21 protein-coding genes are annotated in these 20176 nt (G+C 64.1%); 11 read left to right on the plus strand and 10 right to left on the minus strand.

Translation table 11 applies throughout. The annotated features are described in order from the left end of the window. Positions 1 to 33: 33 nt before the first annotated feature. A complete protein-coding gene (locus R8L07_08135) occupies positions 34 to 606 on the minus strand; it encodes a histidine phosphatase family protein (protein ID MDW3205501.1) in 573 nt (190 codons plus the stop codon). Further along, entirely contained in the window at positions 603 to 1175 is a 573-nt protein-coding gene (locus R8L07_08140) for an FxsA family protein (GenBank protein MDW3205502.1), read from the minus strand. Before R8L07_08140 ends, R8L07_08135 begins: the two co-directional genes overlap by 4 nt. 151 nt (positions 1176 to 1326) lie before the next feature. Between R8L07_08140 and R8L07_08145 the strand changes: the two genes are divergently transcribed. The 6 genes from R8L07_08145 to R8L07_08170 all read left to right on the plus strand — a co-directional run bounded on the left by R8L07_08145 (position 1327) and on the right by R8L07_08170 (position 6900). Further along, positions 1327 to 2007 (plus strand): Tim44/TimA family putative adaptor protein, encoded by a 681-nt coding sequence (locus R8L07_08145; protein ID MDW3205503.1) that lies wholly within the window; start codon positions 1327 to 1329, stop codon positions 2005 to 2007. A gap of 5 nt (positions 2008 to 2012) precedes the next feature. Further along, positions 2013 to 3257, plus strand: a complete 1245-nt coding sequence (locus R8L07_08150) for an MltA domain-containing protein (protein MDW3205504.1) — start codon at positions 2013 to 2015, stop codon at positions 3255 to 3257. A gap of 107 nt (positions 3258 to 3364) precedes the next feature. Further along, positions 3365 to 4198 (plus strand): (Fe-S)-binding protein, encoded by an 834-nt coding sequence (locus R8L07_08155; protein MDW3205505.1) that lies wholly within the window; start codon positions 3365 to 3367, stop codon positions 4196 to 4198. A 4-nt stretch (positions 4199 to 4202) separates the two neighbouring features. Next, positions 4203 to 5645 (plus strand): LutB/LldF family L-lactate oxidation iron-sulfur protein, encoded by a 1443-nt coding sequence (locus R8L07_08160; protein MDW3205506.1) that lies wholly within the window; start codon positions 4203 to 4205, stop codon positions 5643 to 5645. Then, on the plus strand, positions 5642 to 6328 hold the full coding sequence (locus R8L07_08165; protein ID MDW3205507.1) for a lactate utilization protein: 687 nt from the start codon (positions 5642 to 5644) through the stop codon (positions 6326 to 6328). The genes R8L07_08160 and R8L07_08165 overlap by 4 nt, the downstream gene beginning before the upstream one ends. A gap of 2 nt (positions 6329 to 6330) precedes the next feature. Beyond that, positions 6331 to 6900 carry a Smr/MutS family protein gene (locus R8L07_08170; GenBank protein MDW3205508.1) on the plus strand — a complete coding sequence of 190 codons (570 nt, stop codon included), beginning with the start codon at positions 6331 to 6333 and terminating at the stop codon, positions 6898 to 6900. 7 nt (positions 6901 to 6907) lie between these two features. Here R8L07_08170 and R8L07_08175 read toward each other — a convergent pair whose 3' ends face one another. Next, positions 6908 to 7534 carry a hypothetical protein gene (locus R8L07_08175; protein MDW3205509.1) on the minus strand — a complete coding sequence of 209 codons (627 nt, stop codon included), beginning with the start codon at positions 7532 to 7534 and terminating at the stop codon, positions 6908 to 6910. A 197-nt stretch (positions 7535 to 7731) separates the two neighbouring features. Here R8L07_08175 and R8L07_08180 point away from each other — a divergent pair, with 197 nt between their 5' ends. The 4 genes from R8L07_08180 to R8L07_08195 all read left to right on the plus strand — a co-directional run bounded on the left by R8L07_08180 (position 7732) and on the right by R8L07_08195 (position 12571). Beyond that, positions 7732 to 8082, plus strand: a complete 351-nt coding sequence (locus R8L07_08180) for a helix-turn-helix domain-containing protein (GenBank protein ID MDW3205510.1) — start codon at positions 7732 to 7734, stop codon at positions 8080 to 8082. A 109-nt stretch (positions 8083 to 8191) separates the two neighbouring features. Beyond that, positions 8192 to 10066, plus strand: a complete 1875-nt coding sequence (locus R8L07_08185; protein MDW3205511.1) for a hypothetical protein — start codon at positions 8192 to 8194, stop codon at positions 10064 to 10066. A gap of 104 nt (positions 10067 to 10170) precedes the next feature. Beyond that, the gene (locus R8L07_08190; protein ID MDW3205512.1) at positions 10171 to 11877 is read left to right on the plus strand and encodes an ATP-binding protein; all 1707 of its coding nucleotides are present in this window, start codon (positions 10171 to 10173) and stop codon (positions 11875 to 11877) included. Between the two features lie 115 nt (positions 11878 to 11992). Then, the gene (locus R8L07_08195; protein MDW3205513.1) at positions 11993 to 12571 is read left to right on the plus strand and encodes a hypothetical protein; all 579 of its coding nucleotides are present in this window, start codon (positions 11993 to 11995) and stop codon (positions 12569 to 12571) included. 6 nt (positions 12572 to 12577) lie between these two features. Here the strand turns inward: R8L07_08195 and R8L07_08200 are convergent, their stop codons facing one another. From R8L07_08200 to hrcA, 7 genes are all read right to left on the minus strand, one after another. Then, a complete protein-coding gene (locus R8L07_08200) occupies positions 12578 to 13051 on the minus strand; it encodes a hypothetical protein (GenBank protein ID MDW3205514.1) in 474 nt (157 codons plus the stop codon). A gap of 187 nt (positions 13052 to 13238) precedes the next feature. Further along, on the minus strand, positions 13239 to 13922 hold the full coding sequence (locus R8L07_08205) for a hypothetical protein (protein ID MDW3205515.1): 684 nt from the start codon (positions 13920 to 13922) through the stop codon (positions 13239 to 13241). 89 nt (positions 13923 to 14011) lie between these two features. Further along, positions 14012 to 15340: an ATP-dependent protease ATPase subunit HslU gene (hslU, locus tag R8L07_08210; protein ID MDW3205516.1), complete on the minus strand. Its 1329-nt coding sequence runs from the start codon at positions 15338 to 15340 to the stop codon at positions 14012 to 14014. Beyond that, on the minus strand, positions 15337 to 15903 hold the full coding sequence (gene hslV, locus R8L07_08215; protein MDW3205517.1) for an ATP-dependent protease subunit HslV: 567 nt from the start codon (positions 15901 to 15903) through the stop codon (positions 15337 to 15339). The genes hslU and hslV overlap by 4 nt, the downstream gene beginning before the upstream one ends. Before the next feature lie 56 nt (positions 15904 to 15959). Next, positions 15960 to 17390 (minus strand): serine protease, encoded by a 1431-nt coding sequence (locus R8L07_08220; GenBank protein ID MDW3205518.1) that lies wholly within the window; start codon positions 17388 to 17390, stop codon positions 15960 to 15962. Between the two features lie 117 nt (positions 17391 to 17507). Next, positions 17508 to 18137: a nucleotide exchange factor GrpE gene (gene grpE, locus R8L07_08225; GenBank protein MDW3205519.1), complete on the minus strand. Its 630-nt coding sequence runs from the start codon at positions 18135 to 18137 to the stop codon at positions 17508 to 17510. 117 nt (positions 18138 to 18254) lie between these two features. Next, positions 18255 to 19310: a heat-inducible transcriptional repressor HrcA gene (gene hrcA / locus R8L07_08230; protein ID MDW3205520.1), complete on the minus strand. Its 1056-nt coding sequence runs from the start codon at positions 19308 to 19310 to the stop codon at positions 18255 to 18257. Between the two features lie 131 nt (positions 19311 to 19441). Between hrcA and rph the strand changes: the two genes are divergently transcribed. Beyond that, complete coding sequence (gene rph, locus R8L07_08235) at positions 19442 to 20155, plus strand: ribonuclease PH (protein MDW3205521.1); 714 nt, start codon at positions 19442 to 19444, stop codon at positions 20153 to 20155. Positions 20156 to 20176: the final 21 nt, after the last annotated feature.

The following is a 20176-nucleotide window of genomic DNA, read 5'->3' on the forward strand; positions in this document are numbered from 1 at the left end:
TCCGGAGAGGTTCTGAAAAGCTGAGGGTCGCTATCACACATCCGGGACGCAGACAACCTCGGCCCCGGCCGGATGCGGCAGGGTCGGGTCGAGCCGCAGGACGGTGGCGTTCTTCACCCGGTGTCCGGTCAGCGAGCGGATGAAGCCCCAATGGGTCACGACCAGCGTCTGCGCCCAATCGTCGGTCGCGGCCATGCGCTGGCGATATGCCATGGCCCTGCGATCGACCTCGCTCTCCAGTTCCGGTCCGGGCCACCATTCCTCGTCCAGATGACCGAAATCCAGATGCGGCCAGGCCGTCAGCAGGTCGCTTCGCGTGGTGCCGATATCGCAGGTGAAATGGGCATGCTCGCGCACATCGGCATCGATCCGGATCGGCAGATCCAGCGCTTCCGCCAGAATCTCCGCCGACTGCAGGGTGCGGGTATAGGGCGAGGCGACGATGCGGCGCAGACCGTCGCGGTGACCGTCGGCGATGAAAGTTGCGGCGGCCTCGATCTGGCGGCGGCCCGTATCGGTGAGGCGCGGATCCCGAATGCCGGGATCAACCGGGTTTTCGGCGTAGCGCACATTGAATTCGGATTGTCCGTGGCGCACCAGAATCACGGTTTGCGCCCCCCGTCCCGGTCAGGGTCCTGATCCGGTCGGGCCCGGTCGCCGGGCGGCAGGCTGTCCTGCTCCTCCCCCGCGCCCCGGTTCCAGGGGGAATTCGGATCCGGGTCGGACACGTCCTCGAATTCGCCATCGATGATCGGGCCCCGGCCGCCGCGCGGCGCGCCGCCCGGATGGGCACCACCGGCATGGACGTGGAACTTGCCGCTGGCGCGCATGCGGCCGATCGCCGCCTTCGCCAGTCCGTTTCGCAGCGGCGGGATCAGCAGCACGAAGCCCAGCGCGTCGGTCAGGAAACCCGGCGTCAGCAGCAATGCCCCGGCGACCAGGATGCACAGGCCGGCGATGACCTCGTCGACCGGCATCTGGTTGCGGTTCATGGCTTCCCGCGCCCGTTCCATGGTCTGCAGACCCTGCTGTCGAACCAGCCAGGTGCCGATGATGGCGGTCGCGAAGATCGTGATCACCGTCCATACGGTGCCGATCGCGCTGCCGATTTCGATGAACAGGGCGATTTCGGCAATCGGAACGGCGATGAAGAGAAGAAGGATCAGGAACGGCATCTTGCCCTTTCGCGGGTGACGGCTTACATCTGAACCACGCAAGCGGTGCGCAGTTCGCGCCTGTTGGGACGTTTCGTGCAGGGCACGGGTTCCCCACAGGTAGGACGGCGCGCCGTGAAAGGCAATGGTTTGACCTGGTAGCAGAGGCGGTATGTCCATCGAACTTCTGATTTATGCGGCCGTCGCTCTGTTCCTGGTTTTCCGTCTGTTCAGTGTTCTCGGTAAACGTACCGGGCACCAGAAACGCTCGGATTTCCCGCCGCCGCATCCGACCGATGCACAGCGCGAGGAAAGCCGTTCGGGCGAGACCCAGGACAATGTCGTTCGCATGCCCGGCGCCCAGGACGCGCCGACCCCGGACAGCGCCCAGTTCGAGGGCCCGGCCGGCGACGGTCTGCGCGCGATCTACGAGGCGGATGGCAGGTTCAGTCCGGACTCCTTCATCGAAGGCGCCAAGAAGGCGTTCGAAATGATCGTGACCGCTTATGCCGAGGGCGATCGCAAGACGCTGAAGAACCTGCTGGACAAGCCGACTTATGAGAGCTTCTCCGGCGCCATCGATGCCCGGGAAAAAGCGGGCCACCGCATGGAGGACATGCTGGTCGGGATTGATTCCGCCGAGATCACCGAGGCCGGGATGCAGGGCGACACCGCCCGCGTGACGGTGACCTTCGTCAGTCAGCAGGTCAATGTGACCTACGATTCCGAAGGTCGGGTCGTCGATGGGGATCCCTCCACCGTTGAGACGGTATCCGACGAATGGACCTTTGCCCGCAACGTGAAGTCCAGCGATCCGAACTGGCAGCTGGTCGAAACCCGGGTCGCGGCCTGACCAACATGCGCGAACAGGTCCGTCCGGTCCGACTGATTGCGGCCTGTGCGATCCTGGCCGCCGCCCTGACCGCCTGCGAGGCGGAAAAGGACGAGACAGAGCCAGAGCCCGCGCCGGCCGAACCGGCACCACCCGCCCTGACCCTGTCCGCCGTCGATTTCGATGCCCTGCCCGGCTGGTCCGATGACGATATGGCCGGTGCCCGGGCCGCGCTGGCGCGATCCTGCGGGCGCATCCTGCGCATGTCGCCCGAGGCGGAAATCGGCAGCAATGCGCTGCAGACCACGGCCATGGATTGGCGGGCGGCCTGTCAGGCGCTGGATGCCGTGCCGGACGGGTCGGATGCCCTTCGTGACTATTTCGAGGGATTTTTTGAGCCCTTCGCCGTGGCCGATGCCGCGGATGGCGACGCGCCGGATGCCGACCAGGGGCTGTTCACGGGCTATTTCGAGGCGGAACTGACCGGGTCCCGACTGCGCGACGAGACCTATGCGACACCGATCTATGCCCGGCCGGAGGATCTGATCACGGTCGATCTCGGCCTGTTCGATCCGGAACTGAAGGGCAAGGGCATCGTCGGTGCCGTCGAGAACGGCCGCCTGAAACCCTATCCGACGCGTGGCGAGATCGAGGCCGGGGCGCTGGAGGGGCAGGATCTGGAACTGCTGTGGATCGATGACCCGGTCGATGTCTTTCTGCTTCAGGTCCAGGGATCGGGCCGGGTCATCCTGCCGGATGGCGACGTGGTCCGGGTTGGCTTCGCCGCGCATAATGGTCATGGCTACCGCTCGATCGGGCGGCGGCTGATCGACATGGGCGAATTGCAGGCCCATGAGGCAAGCTGGAACGGCATCCGCAACTGGGTCGAAAACCATCCCGACAAGGCCGCCGAGCTCTTCGCCTACAACCCGCGCTTCATCTTCTTCCGCCAACTCGATGGCGATGGTCCCATCGGCGCCGAGGGCGTGGCCCTGACGCCGGAACGCAGCCTGGCGGTCGATACCGCCTACATCCCGCTGGGCATGCCGCTCTGGCTCGACACCGTCCGTCCGGGCGGCAGCGAGGAACCGATGCGGCGGCTGATGGTCGCCCAGGACAAGGGCGGTGCGATCAAGGGTGTGGTCCGCGGGGACTTCTTCTGGGGCTATGGCGATGCCGCTCTGGCGGAGGCCGGGCGCATGAAGTCGAAGGGACGGTATTTCCTGTTGCTTCCCAAGCCCTTGGCGAACCGGGTGAAGGCAACGGGTTAAACCGTTAAAGCGGCATGTCAGGGGGTTGAAGCGGGCACTTACCTTGCCTTTACCGGCAAGGCTGGCCATTGTCCCTGTACTTCCTGAGAACTCGGTTGAAGGTCTTCATGTCGGATTTCAGCTCCCCGCCAGAATCCCCCAGTGCACCGCCCGTCACCGTCGGTCTATTCGTCACCTGCCTCGTCGATCTGTTTCGACCCCGTATCGGATTTGCGGCGGTCACGCTGCTGGAACGTGCCGGTTGCGCCGTCGCGGTTCCCAGGGCGCAGACATGTTGCGGACAGCCGGCCTACAATTCCGGCGACAGCGCCCATGCGCGCGCCGTGGCGCGGGGATTGATCGATGCCTTCGCAGAATTCGACTATGTGGTCGCACCGTCCGGTTCCTGCGCCGGGATGATCCGGGAGCATGTGCCGTCACTGTTCGCCGACGACCCGCAATTGGCGGATGCCGCGGCGGCGTTGGGCGCGAAGACCCATGAACTGATGTCCTTCCTGGTCGATATCATGGGCATGCCGGCCACGGTCGCGGATTATAACGGAACCGTAACATATCACGACAGCTGTTCCGGCCTGCGGGAGCTTGGGGTCAAGAGCCAGCCCCGCCGGCTGCTGGCCGGGGTCAAGGGCATGACCCTGAAGGAACTGCCCTCGGCGGAGGTCTGCTGCGGCTTCGGCGGGACCTTCTGCGTCAAGTATCCCGACATATCCAACAAGATGGTCAGCGAGAAAACCGCCGATATCGCCGGCACAGGGGCGGATACCCTGCTGGCCGGGGACCTTGGCTGCCTTTTGAACATGGCGGGCAAGCTGTCGCGCGAAGGTCGTCCGGTAAAGGCCTATCACGTCGCGGAAATCCTGGCCGGACTGGGTGACGGTCCGGCGATCGGCGAGGGCGGCGAGGATCTGTCCCGTTTCACCCGGCCCGCCGAAGGGGAGTGACGCCATGGATCCCCGCACCCGCGATTTCAAATCGAACAGCGCGAAGGCGCTGACCGACGGAAACCTGCAGCAGGCGCTGGGCAAGATGAAGGTCGGCTTTGTCGAAAAACGCGCCAGGGCACGGGCCGGTCTGCCGGAATTCGATGCTTTGCGCGACCAGGCCCGCGACATCAAGAATCACACGCTGGAACATATCGACTATTATCTGGAGACCTATGAGGCGGCGGTGACCCGGTCCGGCGGTCATGTCCACTGGGCCCGCGACGCCGCCGAGGCACGCCAGGTCGTGCTGGATATCTGCGCACGGGTCGGGGCGAAATCGGTCACCAAGGGCAAGTCGATGATCTCCGAGGAGATCGCGCTGAACGCCGCGCTGGAAGAATCCGGTTATGAGGTCGTGGAGACCGATCTCGGTGAATACATCATCCAGATCCGCGGCGAGGGGCCCAGCCACATCATCGCGCCCGCCGTCCATGTGCTGAAGGAGCAGGTCGCCGACGATTTCCGGCGCAAGCACACCCATCTGGACGCCAAACGCCCGCTGGAGGAGCGCAAGGCGATCATTTCCGAGGCGCGGGAAATTCTGCGCCAGAAATATCTCGACGCCGATGTCGGGATCACCGGTGCGAACTTCCTGATCGCCGAGACTGGCAGCAGCGTCATCGTCACCAATGAGGGCAATGGCGACCTGACCCAGACCCTGCCGCGGGTTCACGTCGTGATCGCCAGCCTGGAGAAGATCGTGCCCACCCTGGACGACGCCTCGGCGATCCTGCGGGTGCTGGCGCGTTCGGCGACGGGGCAGGATTTCTCGGCCTATACCACCTTCTCAACCGGCCCGAAGCGTGCCGAGGACCCGGACGGGCCGGAAGAATATCATGTCGTGCTGCTGGACAATGGCCGCACCGACATGCTGGGCACGGAATTCCAGGACATGCTGCGCTGCATCCGCTGCGGTGCCTGCATGAACCATTGCCCGGTCTACGGCGCTGTCGGCGGCCATGCCTATGGCTGGGTCTATCCCGGCCCGATGGGCGCGGTGCTGACACCCAGCTTCATCGGTGTTGCCGAGGGTGGGCACCTTCCCAACGCCTCCACTTTCTGCGGGCGCTGCGCCGATGTCTGCCCGATGCGCATCCCGCTGCCCAAGATGATGCGCGCCTATCGCCAGAAGGAATTCGAAAGCGGCCTTGCGCCGCCCGCCGCCCGGTTCGGGCTCGACATCTGGGGCTTCGCGGCGGCTCGACCCTGGCTCTATCGCCTCGGTGCCCGACTGGCGGCCGGGATTTTGGGCTGGCGCGGCAGGAAGCGCGGGCGGTTCACGTCGCTGCCGCTGGCCGGTGGCTGGACCGATCATCGCGATATGGCGGCGCCGGCCGGCCGCACCTTCCAGGATCTGTGGGAAGCGAAGCGCGGCGCCCGGAGCGCGAGGGAGGCCCGCCGATGAGTACCGCGCGCGACACCATTCTGGGCAAGATCCGGCAGGCCCGGGGGCGCAAGGGCCCCGTCGATGATGCCACGGCCGAACGCCTGCTGGCCCGCATGAAGAGCCGCCCGCGCGGGATCGTGCCGGCGCGGGGCCGGGCCACGGGCTCCCAGTTGCTGCAGGATTTCCGCAGCCGTGCCGAAGCCGTGGAGGCCACGGTACAGGACGTGGCCAGCCTGAGCGATGTGCCCGCCGCCGTCGCCGACTATCTGACCGCCCGCAATCTGCCCGCCGAGGTGCGGGGCGCGCCGCATCCGGACCTGCAGGATCTGGACTGGGGTCAGCGGCGGACGCTGTCGGTTCAGTTCGGGCCGAGCGCGGGCGACGACAAGGTCGGCCTGACCCGCGCCTTCGCCGGAATTGCAGAGACCGGGACCCTGATGCTTCTGGCCGGGCCGGAGGGGCCGACCACGCTGAATTTCCTGCCGGAAAACCATATCGTCGTGCTGAAGAAATCGGAACTGGTCGGCGCCTATGAGGATGCCTGGGACCGTCTGCGCGACAGGGTCGGTCCGGAGGGCCTGCTGAGCCGCGTGGTCAACCTGATCACCGGGCCGTCCCGCACCGGGGATATCGAACAGACGATCGAGCTCGGCGCACATGGTCCGCTGCGGCTGCACATTCTGATCATTGCAGATTCGTAACAATGCCGCGCCGGAAGAAAGATCAGGATGACGGCGCGCTGTGGGAGGCGGTGAAGGCCAGTGCAATCCCGGTCCGGCGGGATACCGTCTTCCGCGACGGCCTGGATTCCGGAACCGCTGCCCTGCCCCCCGCCAAATCAGGGGGCAAGAAATCCGCCAAGCGGCGCCCGGCCGCCAGGATACCCGCGGCGGAACTGCCGGAACCGCTGCCGCGCGCGGTGCCGGCGCGCGAACTGACGCATGGCTGTGCCCCCGGGGTCGACCGCCGCACGGCGGAGCGCCTGAAAAAGGGCAGAATGGAGATCGAAGGGCGCCTCGACCTGCACGGCATGAGCCGTGAGGCGGCCCATCGCGCGACACAGGGGTTTGTCACCGGATCCCGCCTGTCGGGCAAGCGCTGCATCCTGATCGTCACCGGCAAGGGCAAGGGCATCCTGCAGAGCGAGCTGCCGCGATGGCTCAACCTGTCGCCGATCCGGGAGCAGATTCTCAGCTTCAGCCATGCCCGGCCGCAGGATGGCGGGTCCGGGGCTGTCTATGTCCTTCTGAAACGCGACAGGAATGTCGTCTGACGGGGTTCTACTCCGCAGCGGCGCTGGCCACGCGAACCGGGGTGAGTGCAGGAAGCCCGGGCGTTTCGGCCAGCGACCGGGCATCAGCCAGCCTACCCTGGATATGCGCATTGAAGACGCCGCGCATGGCATCCATGGTTGACGGATCGCGGCCGCTGCCATTGCCGTAGTAAACCGCCAGACATTCCTCGACCAGGCCGGTGACGTCGCTCAACGGGCGGCTGGTGGCTTGGGCTATGCCATCGAGGTCATGCGAAACCGAAAGCGCCAGATTGGCCTTTGCAACCTCACTGATGAAGGCGGAATAGAAGGAGGCGAAGCCGTTCTTGGCACCCATCAGATCCAGGACCGCACATACCGGGGGCGCGGCGGCCTGATCGCGTTTCAGGATGCCATCGACCATGGTGCCGATCTGCGTTACCACCGTCGGATCCATCCGGCTGGGATCCATGGTATCGGCCCAGATGTCGATGCAGTTGATGTCCGGCCGATAGAACGGCAGCGCCGCGACCTCCCGGAACATCGCTTCGACGTTTTTCTGTGTCGGCTGCCCGTCATGGACCCAGACGATGAAGTCTCCGTCATCGCTGGGCCGGATCAGGCAGGAATAACCAGCCCTTTCTAGCCTGAACATTTTGTATGCCTCCCGCTCCCTCAAGCGTTACGCTAAGACATGAAAATTGGGTTAATCAATTCATAAAATTGACATTTCTTGCCTGCGTTGTGGGGCTGGAACCGATTATACTGCGCGTAGCCGCCGGGCCGGCCCGCAGCGCGCAGGATCATGTCAGACAAGGGAGGCGGGAAACCAAACGGGATGAGGAAGAACCCATGAGCACGCCGTTCGGAGAGCGCCTGCGGGCGTTGCGGCGGGAACGCGGCGTCACATTGAAGGATCTGTCGGAGGCCCTGGGCGTCAGCCAGGCCTATCTTTCCGCGCTGGAAACAGGTCGCCGCCCGCGGCCCACCCCGGCGCGGGTCGATCAGATCTGTGCTTACTTCGGGATCATCTGGGACGAGGCCGAGGCCCTGAAGGATCTGGCGCGACTGTCTCAGCCCCGCATCACGATCGACACGACCGGCCTATCGCCGGAGGCGACCCAGCTCGCCAATCGCCTGGCCCAGCGCATCCGGCGGCTCGATCGGAAGCGGATACAGCACCTGCTGGAGACGCTCGGCTGAGCAGGGGTCAGGGCCCGCAAATTGGACACCGACACGCATTCATTGTATTTTTTCCAACTGAGGCGGAGGGGTTCCCACCGCTACGACTCGGGGGAGTTGGGGGAAAGCCATGAAACGGGTTCTGGTCGCGATTGAGGGCGTCTGTGTTTTCGCCCTCTGGCTACTACTTTTGCTGGCTTTCCTGCTGGGGGTCATTGGTGATGAATTCTACAATCTCGAGGACCTGATCCTCAGGCTTGTATACGGCGAACTGGAAAATGCGACCGCGGAAGAGTTTGCCCGGTTCGATTTCCTGGCCTCGCTGATGGGGGATCTGTTCGATGAGGACTTCTACGGGCCCGTCTTTGTTCTCCTCCTCATCCTGTCGCTGATCTACGGAATCTCACTCTACGTGTTCCGGGCAACCTTCATGGTCGCGATCCTCTGGATGATCCTGCGCCTGGACAACAAGACGGCCACTGAACGTCGCCTGGCGGCGTGTCGGCTTGAAGTCTGCGGCTGGGCCTTTGTGAGCGGGTTCATCCTTCTCTTCGCCCTGTTCGAGGAAGACCTGACCTATCTGTACTATCTGGCGATCCTGATCCTGCCGAATGCCTTCACGGCCTATTCGGTCCAGATGCCGTTGCTGAACGGGCTGTTCCGCGAACCGGCGAAGCTCGCGGACAGCGCCGTTTCGATGACCCGGGATATCGGACAGCGGCTGGGAGATGGCCCGAGCGGCGTGGCGGTCGAAATCGTCTCCTGGACCGTGCTGTGCCTCGTCGTGACGGCATTCCTGTCGCCGGATATGGGCTATCTGCGGTTCGATACCGACCCGGAAACATTGCGGCGCGAGCATGCCTTCTGGGAAAATCTGAGACTTGTCGCAGTGCTGTCGATCATCGCCTTTGTACTGACCTATCTGATGTTCCGCCGCAGCCTGCCACTGGCGGATCTGATCCGGGCCTGCAACGAGCAGCAGGCCGATGCCCCGGAAGGGTCGGAACATGTGCTGGTCGTGCAGCTTCGGAAGCGGGCGGGCCAGTTGCGGCTTTACGCCCTCGTTATCCTCAGCTTGATGGTGGCGGCGCTGGTCGTCGCGGTCAGCATATTCGTTCTGGCGGAGTCGTTCGGGTCCAAGCAGGACAGCCGCGCCATCGTTCTGGATGAGATCGTCGACGCCGAACGCCGGTTCCAGGAATATCAGCGCGATTTCATGGATCTCGCGCGGCAGAATCTCTCGGCACCGGACCTGTCCGAAGAACTCCTGGCTACCCTGACCGAAATCCTGGACCGCAACAGGGACCTCGTGGACAGCCTGAGCGAGATCGATCCCATCGAGCAGGACAGGGAGTACAACAAGCAGCTGGAAGAGTTCCAGGAGGGCATGCGGAAAGCGTCGGAGGAACTCGACAGCATCGAGCGCCTGCTGGAGGGGCAGGTCGTCGACAATGAGCGAACCATCGTATCCGTGTTCCGGGATTCGGGCATCCAGCGCCAGATCCGTCTCTACCGGGAAGCCATAGAGACGGCGCGCGGTTCGATTTCGACCCTGTCGCAGGAGATGCAGCGCGACTTCTGGAATGACCGAAGCTTCGTCGAAAGCCTGGTGACCCGGTTCGGGGCGCTGATCATCCTGTTCACCGCCGTGCAGATCCTGGGCGGACGGTACGAGTCGCTGCTCAACCGTGCCGCGGAATACGATGCCATCGCGGACAGCCTTTCCATCGCCGTCACCGAGACGCCGGACAAGCTCAAGGACCTGACGCTTCAGGAGATCATTGAGATGACGCGGGTGCTGCCGCTGCGCACCAAGCAGGCGCTGACCCCGGTCGACCGGCTGCTGGACGGGTTGCAGAATGTTGCCATGGCCTTCGGCAGCGTAAAATCGGCGACCGAGCAGACGATACGCAATGTGCGGCGCCGCCAGGGTCGTTCCGGGGAAGGCGCCGAAGACGATGCTGGCGGGTCCGGGGATGGGCAACGGGGAGGCACGACGGCATAGAATTTTGGTGCCACGCCGGACAAAGTTTACCAATTATCAATAAGTTCCGGCAATATTCTGCGGTGTTTCCCTGAACGGTCCATTGTCGGACCAAGGATTCGACCGTGACAGTGCCCGATGAAATTGCCGGCGGGAGCGACTCCGAGAAACGCACGGGACGACAGCCGGTGCGCCTCGGCGGTCTGATCGCAACGCAACTCCTGCCGACATTCGGTCTCATGGCCGGCTTCATCGCGATTGCCGCCGGACTGCTCTATTACTCGGCCGGTCAGCAGAACATGGTCGCGCGGGACGCCGGACATCATCTCGCCCGAACCGCGATCAGTGTCGTGCATGACGAGATCGAGGCCTTCGCCCGGGACTATGCCTTCTGGGATGCGGCGGTCGAACGTCTTCTGGTGTCCTTTGATCCGGCCTGGGCCGACGACAATGTCGGCATTTGGGTGATCGAGGAACTGGCGATGGATGGCGCGCTGGTCTTCGGGGCCGGCAATCGCGTGCTCAATGTCGCCGACACACATGATCCCGAGCGCTTCTCCCGGCCTGAAGCCCTGCAGAAATCCGTCATCGGGCTGATTGCAGAGGCCCGGGAGCAGATCAGTGACGAGGGCGAAGGTCCGACACCGGCACTGGGGGTGTTTCGCGATGCCCATGGTGTCCACCTTGCCGCGGCCGCCGCCATAGTCTGGGAGAACGGGCGTGACCCGGCCCTGGACGGGATCGAGCCCGGCGTCCTGTTCTTCTACCGAACCATCGATGAATCCCTGCTGGCCGACATGGAGATGCGGTTTTTGTTGAGCGGACCCCGTCTGGTGCTTAACGATCCGCATGGTGCCATGGTTCCCCTGCGGTCTTTCGACGGTCGGGTTCTGGCCGGTCTGGCCTGGGATCTGGAACGGCCCGGGACCGAGATGCTGCACCGTCTCGCCCTGCCGCTGGCGGCTTCGCTGCTGGTGATGATCGCGCTTGTGGTGATGATCGTTGTCCGGGTGGTGCGATCCGCCCGGCAGGTGCGCCTGTATCAGGATGATCTGGAGGCCCAGACCCGACGCCTGCGCGCGGCGTGGAGCGAGGCGGAAAACGCCAATCGCAGCAAGTCACGGTTCCTGGCGATGATGAGCCACGAACTCCGGACGCCGCTGAATGCCGTGATCGGCTTTGCCGATTTCATGCGTCAGGCACCGGACAAGATCCTGACCCGGGAACGGGTGCGCGGCTATGCGGAGGACATTCACACCAGCGGCAGCTACCTGCTGGCGCTGATCAATGACATTCTCGACATGTCCAAGATCGAATCGAACCGCTACGAACTGTTCGAGGAGGATGTCGCACTGGATGCGGTGATCGAACAATCCATCGCGCTCGTCCGGGGTATGGCGAAGGAGCGCAGCATTCGCCTGATCGCGCCGCCGACCGGACTATGCCTCAGGGTGGATGAAAGGGCGTTGAAGCAGATTCTGCTCAATCTGCTTTCGAACGCGGTCAAGTTTTCGCATGCCGGCGGCGTGGTTCAGGTCGGGCATCTGGCGACCGGGGAAGCGCTGGACATCCAGGTCACGGATACCGGTCTCGGCATGACCGAACAGGAGGTGCAGAAAGCCTTCACCCCCTTCGGCCAGACCAAGGACGCCCATATCCGGAACATGGACGGTACGGGGTTGGGGCTGAACATCGCCCGGTCTCTGACAGGTCTGCATGGCGGGGACCTCATCGTGGAGTCCGCGCCGGACAAGGGCACGACCGTGACCATTCGCCTGCCGGCGTCACGGGTGATTTCCGGGGCTGCGACGCGCTCGGAACCCGCCGCGTGACCGGCCCGGCCCCGTGCCGTCGATGTTTCGTTTTGCGGCATTAACCAAATCACGGCATTCTCGGCGCTCATCGTGCCGCCGGAAACGGCGGGTTCCCCAACGGGCCAGAGGAAGCGTGACGGAAAGTTTCGATCCCAATGCCGGTGTCCCTGTTTCGACCGAGGCCGCGACGCAATTCCTGTCCGTCTGGCAGGAGTTGACGCGCGACAGCGCGCCCGCCCTGCCGCGCAAGGCCGCCTTGGACCCGGCCGCCATGACGACGGCGCTGCCGCATTTCTGGCTTTATCGACGGATGCCGGACCGGACTATCCTGTGCCATTTCACCGGAGAGGATGTCACCGCCGCCTGGGGGGCACCGACGCGCGGCCGGCCGTTGCGCCAGATCATTCGCAACGGTTTGCACGGCGTGGTCGAGGCACGCTTCAACCTGATCATCGACCGCCGCCTGCTGGTCCATGGCATCAATCACGCGCCCGGTGACGAATACTCCTATGCCGAACGCATCTACGGGCCGCTGCAGGGCGATGACGGTGAATTCTACGTTGCCGGCGTCTCGGTCTATCGAAGTGCCGGACCGGAGCTGCTGGATAACGCGTTGCAGAGCCTGGAAATGGACGCCCTTCGGGTCTATGACGCCTTCACCCTGGACTATATCGGCCGATTTGACGGCCCGACTCTGCGGGAGGAGGCCTGATTCCAATCAGGCCGGACCCGCTGCTGCCGCATTCTGCCGGCGAACCGCAAACCACCAGGCCCAGCCGATCAGGATGGCCTGCATCGGTATGCGGATCAGCAGATAGGACAGCCCCCATTCATGGCCGCCGATCGGTACCTGCGCGATCGCCGCATAGACATTGAACGGCAGGAACCCGATCAGCACCGCAATCGCGGCCAGGCCCGCCAGTCGGCGAGTGGCGGGCAGCAGCAATCCCACGGCAATGGCGAGCTCCACCACACCGGTCGCCAGGACCAGGAATTCCCGCTGCGGAAACACCGGCGGGATCATCTGCGCCAGAAGATCGGTCAGGAAGAAATGCCCGGCGCCGGTCATCAGGAACACCAGCGCCAGCCCCGCCGCGCCGGCCGCCCGGTGCCAGACCGCCCAGCGCCGCATCAGCGCAACGACGATCAACGGTAAGCCCAGCAGGGCCAGCATCAGGATCAGGTTGGACATGGCGGCGTCTCCAATTCTTGACACCGTCAAGATAATGGCGATCTTTTCGCTGTCAAGATATTGACTTTCACCGGAAGATTGGATCAATGCGCCGCGATCACGTCAATTTCGACCGGATAGCCAGACGCACCCAGCTTCGGGGCCCGGACGCGCCGCTTCGAAAGGCCGTGATGTTAGGAACCGGCCATTAGGGTGATATGGGGATGGCTGATGGGCTTATGGGGAATATCGAATCAATCTCTCCTCGGACATGTGCTGTCTGATTAGGATTGATGGGCCGTTTCTCAATTTCCTCATTTACTCTTTTGGCGGTCGCCCGGACCAGCCTTTCAAACGCGCGATGCGCCGCCTTCTTGTGAAGCGGTTCGAACACCGTGGCGGCCGAGAAGAAACTATCATCCGATGCCGTGCCGGTGCTGTTGACACTCACCGGTTTGCCGGACCCTTCGCCATGGTCGACGGACAGCCATGCCGAAAACTTGACGGTCTGAGAACAGGAATAGGGGGTTCCGTTTATCGTATGGCAAAAGCCACTGGCGTAAATTCTGTCCACCGCGATCATGACATGGGGAGTGCCTTTCGCCGGCGACGTGATTTCGAAGGGTATGGACAATCCTGACTTCAGGGAGTCCACCAGGGCGGCTGAATAGTCGAAATGCATATCAGCAAATCTTGAGTAGGTCATAGAGATCTTCTGCCGTTGCGGCGGCGCGATTTCGAGACTGATTTTTCGGCTGCCCTCTATGTCCTCCAAGGCGGCAAGATCGATAAGATCGGCGTTGGTCAAAACGCTGTCGGCGACGGTCAAACAGCCCGGCAAGAAAATCATTGCCGTCAGGCATACCAGCTTCTTCAGCCCAAAAACGTTCATTGTTCCCCTCTCAAACCGCAGCCGTTCAAGGGGAGTATCCGGGTGTCATCCCGCATCCGCAATGCCGAATGGCAAGCGGATCATCGGTGCTACAAAATGAACTTCGACAGATCCGCGTTCTTGGCCAGGTTGCCGACCTGGGCGTGGACATAGGCGGCGTCGATTTCGACGGTTTCGCCGTCCGGCTTGTCCGAAGCGGAGTAGGAGATTTCCTCCAGCAACTTCTCCAGCACCGTATGCAGGCGGCGGGCGCCGATATTCTCGACCGACGCGTTGATCTCCGCGGCCTGCCTGGCCAGCGCGTCGATGGCGTCCTCGGTGAAGCTCAGGGTCAGTGCCTCGGTCGCCATCAGGGCGACATACTGCTTGATCAGGCTGTTGTCCGGTTCGGTCAGAATGCGGCGGAAATCCTCTTCGGTCAGCGCGTTCAGGCTGACCCGGATCGGCAGGCGGCCCTGCAGTTCCGGCAGCAGGTCGGCCGGTTTCGCCAGATGGAACGCGCCGGACGCGATGAACAGGATATGGTCGGTTTTCACCGCGCCGTGCTTGGTCGCGACCGTCGTGCCCTCGATCAGCGGCAGCAGGTCGCGCTGCACGCCTTCGCGGCTGACATCGCCGCCGGAGCGTTCGGACCGGACGGTGATCTTGTCGATCTCGTCGATGAAGGCGATGCCGTTCTGCTCGACATTGTCGATCGCGGCCAGCTTGATCGCCTCGTGGTCGACCAGCTTGTCGGCTTCCTCTGCGACCAGCACCTCATAGCTTTCGCGCACCGTCATCTTGCGGGCCTTGGTGCGGCCGCCGCCCAGCGCCTTCCCGAAGATGTCGTTCAGGTTCAGCATGCCCATCTGGGCGCCCGGCATGCCGGGAATGTCCATGGTCGGCAGGCCGATGCCGCCGGTATCCTGGACATGAATCTCGATTTCCTTGTCGTCCAGCGAGCCTTCGCGCAGCTTCTTGCGGAAGGTCTGGCGCGTCGACTCCCCGGCCTTGTCGCCGACCAGCGCGTCGATCACGCGCTCCTCGGCGGCCAGCTCGGCCTTGGAATGCACTTCGCGGCGCTGGCGCTCGGTCTCCATCTGGATCGCGACCTCGACCAAATCGCGCACGATCTGCTCCACATCGCGGCCGACATAGCCGACCTCGGTGAATTTCGTCGCTTCGACCTTGATGAAGGGCGCGCGGGCCAACTTGGCCAGGCGGCGGGCGATTTCGGTCTTGCCGCAGCCGGTCGGGCCGATCATCAGGATGTTCTTCGGCAGCACCTCGTCGCGCATTTCCGGCTCCAGCTGCTGCCGGCGCCAGCGGTTGCGCAGTGCAATGGCGACGGCCTTCTTGGCGTCGTTCTGGCCGACGATGAACCGGTCGAGTTCTGAGACAATTTCGCGGGGGCTGAAACTCGGGCTGTTGTCGCTCACGTGTCCAGACTTTCCAGGGTAATGTTCTCGTTCGTGTAGATGCAGATATCGGCCGCGACCTTCATCGCGCGGCGGGCGATATCCTCGGCGCTCATATCCTCCCGGTCGGCCAGCGCGCGGGCGGCGGCCAGGGCATAGGCCCCGCCGGAGCCAATCCCGATCAGCCCGTCCTCGGGCTCCAGCACGTCGCCGGTCCCGCTGAGGATCAGCGAGACATCCTTGTCGACCACGGCCATCATCGCCTCAAGGCGGCGCAGATAGCGGTCGGTGCGCCAATCCTTCGCCAGCTCGACACAGGCGCGGGTCAGCTGGGCCGGATACTGTTCCAGCTTCGCTTCCAGGCGCTCGAACAGGGTGAAGGCGTCGGCGGTCGCACCGGCGAAGCCGACGATGACCCGCCCGTCGGCCAGCGGCCGGACCTTGCGCGCATTGGATTTGAACACGGTGTTGCCCAGGCTGACCTGGCCGTCACCGGCGATGACCACCTTGTCGCCCTTGCGGACGGACAGGATCGTGGTGCCGTGAAAGACCGGCGCGTCGCCGGCGGAGGATTGCTGAGTCATGCCCGCCGATATGGGCGACCTCGCCCGGAAGGTCAACTCCGGGCGGGATGGAGATTTCAGGAGGCCGGTGCGCTGCCGACGGTGATGTTCAGGTATTCCAGTGCCGAGGCGATCGGGATGAACAGGCTCAGGGAATCCGTGGCCTGCCCGCCGGAAACCGCGACCGCCACGGTAACGCCCAGAATATTGCCGTTCTCGTCGACCAGGGCTCCGCCGCTATTGCCGCCATGAACCGCCGCATCGGCCTGAATCAGCGGCGGTTCGCGGCCGTTCAGGCCGTTCGGCCGGATGCTGCTGACGATCCCGCGTGTCACGGTGGCTTCCAGAACCCGGTGGGCCGGCGTGCCGATGACGAAGACCGGCGCGGCGATCTTCGGATAGTCAAGATGCAGCGCCAGCGGTTTCAGCCCGCTGACCGGTGCCCGCAGCAGCGCGACATCCCGGACCTTGTGACGGCGGATCACATCGGCCGCCATCTCCAGCCCGGACGGGAAGCGCACCCGCACCGTCTCCGCCTCGCCCACGACGTGATAATTGGTCAGGATGTGACCGTCCTCGCGCACGACAAAGCCGGATCCATGGCCGGACGTGCCGACCAGGACCGTAACCACGGACCCGATGATCCGGTCGGAATTCTCGTGGAATGGCCGTTGCGACAGGGGCAGGTCGGGCAGGACGAAGACGGGGTCGGCACCGGGCGCGGCAGACGCCGTTTCCGGGGTTGTGTCGATGGAGGCCGCCGCGGTCCCGGCGCTCCCGGATATGGTCGCGACGAAATCCCGGTTCGAGGCCAGCCGGTCCGCCGACGCCGCGAAGGCGCCGCGCAAGGATTCCATGATACCGGTATCCGTGGCCTTGGCCTTCAGATAATAGCCGTCGGCCTGGAACTGGGCGATCTCGCGCTGCTGGACCACGTCATAGACGCTCCAGGTGACATTCAGATAGATTTCCCCGGCATACCGGCCCAGCGGCCGCCCGTCCCACCAGTGGTGTTCCTCGCAGAAATTGCCCCGCATCTCGTCGATGCGGGCGGCAATACGATACTGCGCCCGGTCGATCTCGTCCGGAATGTCGAACAGCCGCCCCGGATCGGTGGTGACATCGAAGCCGCGTCCGGTCAGGACATCGAAGAAGGCGATGCCCAGATCGCCCCGCCAGTCGCCGAGCTGCTGCGAGGCGCCGACCCAGGTTTCCGTGGCTTCGCCGGCATAGCCGTAATTGCACAGCGAGACGCTGGTACCGGGCACGCTGCGGGCCGGATAATGAAGGATGACGGTTCCGGAGCGGATCCCCGACACGACCTTTTCGAAGGCGATCGGTTTGGTGCCTTTCACGCTGATGGGGCCGGAGGGTGCCGCCGCCGAGACGGGAATGTCCATCCTGGCCGTCGTGTTGCATGCCGCCAGGGCGGCGCAGACGGCGAAAAGCCCGGCCCGGAACCAATGCCTTCGGGCAAAACCGGCAATTCCGAATTCACCAGAAACCATATGCGCCTCCCGAAAAAGCAATCGGGAGGAGAATATGGAACAAATGTCGAACCGCCAAGATAAAACTGACGGTTGAACCTGTCGGGCCGGGGCCGCTGGTACGCGTCGGCGAAATTGTTACGCGGAGGTGTCGACCTTCTCCGTGTCGTCCGGCGGCGGGGCGGCGTCGCCCTTGGCGACCAGAACCATGGCCGGGCGCAGCAGCCGGTCATGCAGCTTGTAGCCGGATTGCAGAACCTGGACGACCGTGCCGGCGGGTTTGCCGGTACCGGGGACTTCCTGGATCGCCTGATGCTCCGCGTAGTTGAATTTCTCGTCCAGCGGGTCGATCCGGGCGATGCCGTTCTTCTGGAAAGCGTCCAGCAGCATCTTCTCGGTCATTTCGACCCCGACCAGAAGGTTCTTCATGACCTCGTTATCGGCGCGGTGTTCCTCCGGCACGGCCTCGACGGCCCGGCGCAGATTGTCGACCACCGGCAACAATTCCTTCGCCAGGCCCGATGCCGCGTATTTCAGCGTGTCGCTGCGTTCCTTGTCGGCCCGGCGGCGCACATTCTCGGCCTCGGCCACGGCGCGCAGCGCCTTGTCGCGCATCGCCGCCAGTTCGGATTTCAGCTGAACGACCTCGTCGCTGTCCTCCGGCGCGGTCTCGACATCGGCACCGGCCTCTTCCAGCGCGGCCTCCACGGCCGCTTCCACCGTTTCCTGCTCGGTTTCGTCCGACTGGGTCTTCTTGTCCTCGCTCATACTCACCGCCTGTTGCGTTTCATGCCTAAAAAGGGTTGCGGGGGCGTAGCCCATTCCAGGTGCTGCCTCAAGTCCCGCCTCGGGTTCCGCTGCGCAAAATCCTCGATTTCCGCCGGATCAGGTTCTGTTGCCGCCGACCAGCCGGCCGATCACCTTGGCCGTGTAGTCGACCATCGGGATGATCCGCGCATAGTTCATGCGGGTCGGGCCCAGGACGCCGATCGCCCCGACGATCTTCTGGCCGTCCTCGCCGCCGCGATATGGGGCGACGATCATGGAACAGCCGGCCAGCGAAAACAGGTCGTTCTCGGCGCCGATGAAAATCTGGACGCCCTGTGCGCCCTCCGCCGCGTCCAGAAGCTTCCACAGGTTCTCTTTAGCCTCCAGGGCCGAGAACAGGCTGCGAATGCGCTCCAGGTCGGCAATGGCCGTGACGTCCTCCAGCAGGTTCGACTGGCCGGACACGATCAGCACGCCATCGCCGGACGTGACATCCGACCAGGTCGCCAGGCCGGTCTCGACCACCTTCGCCGTCAGCTCGTCGATCTGCGCGCGATGGGCCTGGATCTCCTCGGCGATGACATTGCGCGCATCTGCTATGGACCGGCCGACGAGCTTGGCCGTCAGGTAGTTCGTCGCCTCGATCAGGGTCGAGGAGGGCAGGCCCATGGGAAGGTCGATGACCCGGTTCTCCACCATGCCGCTTTCGGTGACCATGACGACCAGCGCCCGGCCCGGACCCAGCGGCACGAATTCGATGTGCTTCAGAACACCGTCGGTCTTCGGCGCGGTGACCAGTCCGGCGCAACGGCTCAGCCCCGACATCAGGGTCGAGGTTTCTTCCAGCATCTGGGTGACCGATCGGCCGGCGGTGGCGCATTGCTGCTCGATCGCGACCCGGTCCTCCTGGCTCAACTGCCCGCTTTGCAGCAGGCCGTCGACGAACAGGCGAACGCCCATATCGGTCGGCAGCCGGCCGGCGGAGGTGTGCGGCGCATAGAGCAGCCCGGCATCCTCCAGGTCGGCCATCACATTGCGGATCGTCGCCGGCGACAGGCCCATGTCCAGGCGCCGCGACAGCGTACGCGAGCCGACCGGTTCGCCGGTTTCGACGAAAGCCTCCACCACTAGGCGCAGGATGTCTCTGGATCGATCATTCAGCTCGGTAATCATGGCAGCGCAAATGTAGGTAGGGGTCGGTGGACCGTCAATTGTCCCGCTCTGGACGGAACCTTCGGGAAAGGCTAAAGCGTAGGTTGCTTAACCATAGTTCCAACCGTTGCCAATTGTCCCAGGGAGAAACAATGCGTCCGTCCGGCCGTGCCGCAGATCAGCTCAGAGATATCGTCCTCGAACCGGATGTCGCGCGCTATGCCGAAGGCTCGTGCCTGGCGAAATTCGGACATACCCATGTCCTGTGCACGGCCTCGGTCGAAGATGGGGTGCCGCCGTTTCTGCGCAATACCGGCAAGGGTTGGGTCACCGCGGAATACGGCATGCTGCCGCGCTCGACCCACAGCCGCATGGATCGCCGCCGCACCGCCGACAGCGGCCGATCCCAGGAGATTTCCCGCCTGATCGGACGGTCCCTGCGGGCCGTTACGGATACGAAACGTCTGGGCGAACGGCAGATCCGGGTCGATTGCGACGTCATCCAGGCCGATGGCGGCACGCGGACCGCCGCCACGACGGGCGGCTATGTGGCGCTCGCCCTGGCAATCCAGCATATGGTCAAATTGGGCGCGGTGAACAAATCGCCGCTGACCGGGTCGATCGCCGCGATTTCCTGCGGTCTCTACAAGGGTGAGGCGGTTCTGGATCTCGATTATGACGAGGATTCGACGGCCCAGGCCGATGCCAACTTCGTTCTGACCGGCGCGGGCGGTCTGGTCGAGATTCAGGGTACGGCGGAAGGTGACCCGTTCAGCGAGGAGCAGTTCCTGGCGCTGTTGCGCTTGGCGCGCAAGGGCTGCGCGGAGCTGACGGCGGCACAGAACGCCGTTCTGGCTGCCGGCTGACCGGGGCGGAGGCGAAGACCG

It is taken from the genome of Alphaproteobacteria bacterium (genome assembly GCA_033344895.1).
Taxonomy (GTDB): domain Bacteria; phylum Pseudomonadota; class Alphaproteobacteria; order UBA8366; family Aestuariispiraceae; genus Pacificispira.

Bases quoted from the DNA above. Each gene is read 5' to 3' on its own strand.
- R8L07_08160 (MDW3205506.1), top strand. From the start codon at position 4,203: ATGGATCCCCGCACCCGCGATTTCAAATCGAACAGCGCGAAGGCGCTG.
- R8L07_08170 (MDW3205508.1), top strand. From the start codon at position 6,331: ATGCCGCGCCGGAAGAAAGATCAGGATGACGGCGCGCTGTGGGAGGCG.
- R8L07_08145 (MDW3205503.1), top strand. From the start codon at position 1,327: ATGTCCATCGAACTTCTGATTTATGCGGCCGTCGCTCTGTTCCTGGTT.
- R8L07_08185 (MDW3205511.1), top strand. From the start codon at position 8,192: ATGAAACGGGTTCTGGTCGCGATTGAGGGCGTCTGTGTTTTCGCCCTC.
- rph (MDW3205521.1), top strand. From the start codon at position 19,442: ATGCGTCCGTCCGGCCGTGCCGCAGATCAGCTCAGAGATATCGTCCTC.
- R8L07_08180 (MDW3205510.1), top strand. From the start codon at position 7,732: ATGAGCACGCCGTTCGGAGAGCGCCTGCGGGCGTTGCGGCGGGAACGC.
- R8L07_08155 (MDW3205505.1), top strand. From the start codon at position 3,365: ATGTCGGATTTCAGCTCCCCGCCAGAATCCCCCAGTGCACCGCCCGTC.
- R8L07_08205 (MDW3205515.1), bottom strand. From the start codon at position 13,922: ATGAACGTTTTTGGGCTGAAGAAGCTGGTATGCCTGACGGCAATGATT.
- hslV (MDW3205517.1), bottom strand. From the start codon at position 15,903: ATGACTCAGCAATCCTCCGCCGGCGACGCGCCGGTCTTTCACGGCACC.
- hrcA (MDW3205520.1), bottom strand. From the start codon at position 19,310: ATGATTACCGAGCTGAATGATCGATCCAGAGACATCCTGCGCCTAGTG.
- grpE (MDW3205519.1), bottom strand. From the start codon at position 18,137: ATGAGCGAGGACAAGAAGACCCAGTCGGACGAAACCGAGCAGGAAACG.
- R8L07_08165 (MDW3205507.1), top strand. From the start codon at position 5,642: ATGAGTACCGCGCGCGACACCATTCTGGGCAAGATCCGGCAGGCCCGG.
- R8L07_08140 (MDW3205502.1), bottom strand. From the start codon at position 1,175: ATGCCGTTCCTGATCCTTCTTCTCTTCATCGCCGTTCCGATTGCCGAA.
- R8L07_08220 (MDW3205518.1), bottom strand. From the start codon at position 17,390: ATGGTTTCTGGTGAATTCGGAATTGCCGGTTTTGCCCGAAGGCATTGG.
- R8L07_08200 (MDW3205514.1), bottom strand. From the start codon at position 13,051: ATGTCCAACCTGATCCTGATGCTGGCCCTGCTGGGCTTACCGTTGATC.
- R8L07_08175 (MDW3205509.1), bottom strand. From the start codon at position 7,534: ATGTTCAGGCTAGAAAGGGCTGGTTATTCCTGCCTGATCCGGCCCAGC.
- R8L07_08150 (MDW3205504.1), top strand. From the start codon at position 2,013: ATGCGCGAACAGGTCCGTCCGGTCCGACTGATTGCGGCCTGTGCGATC.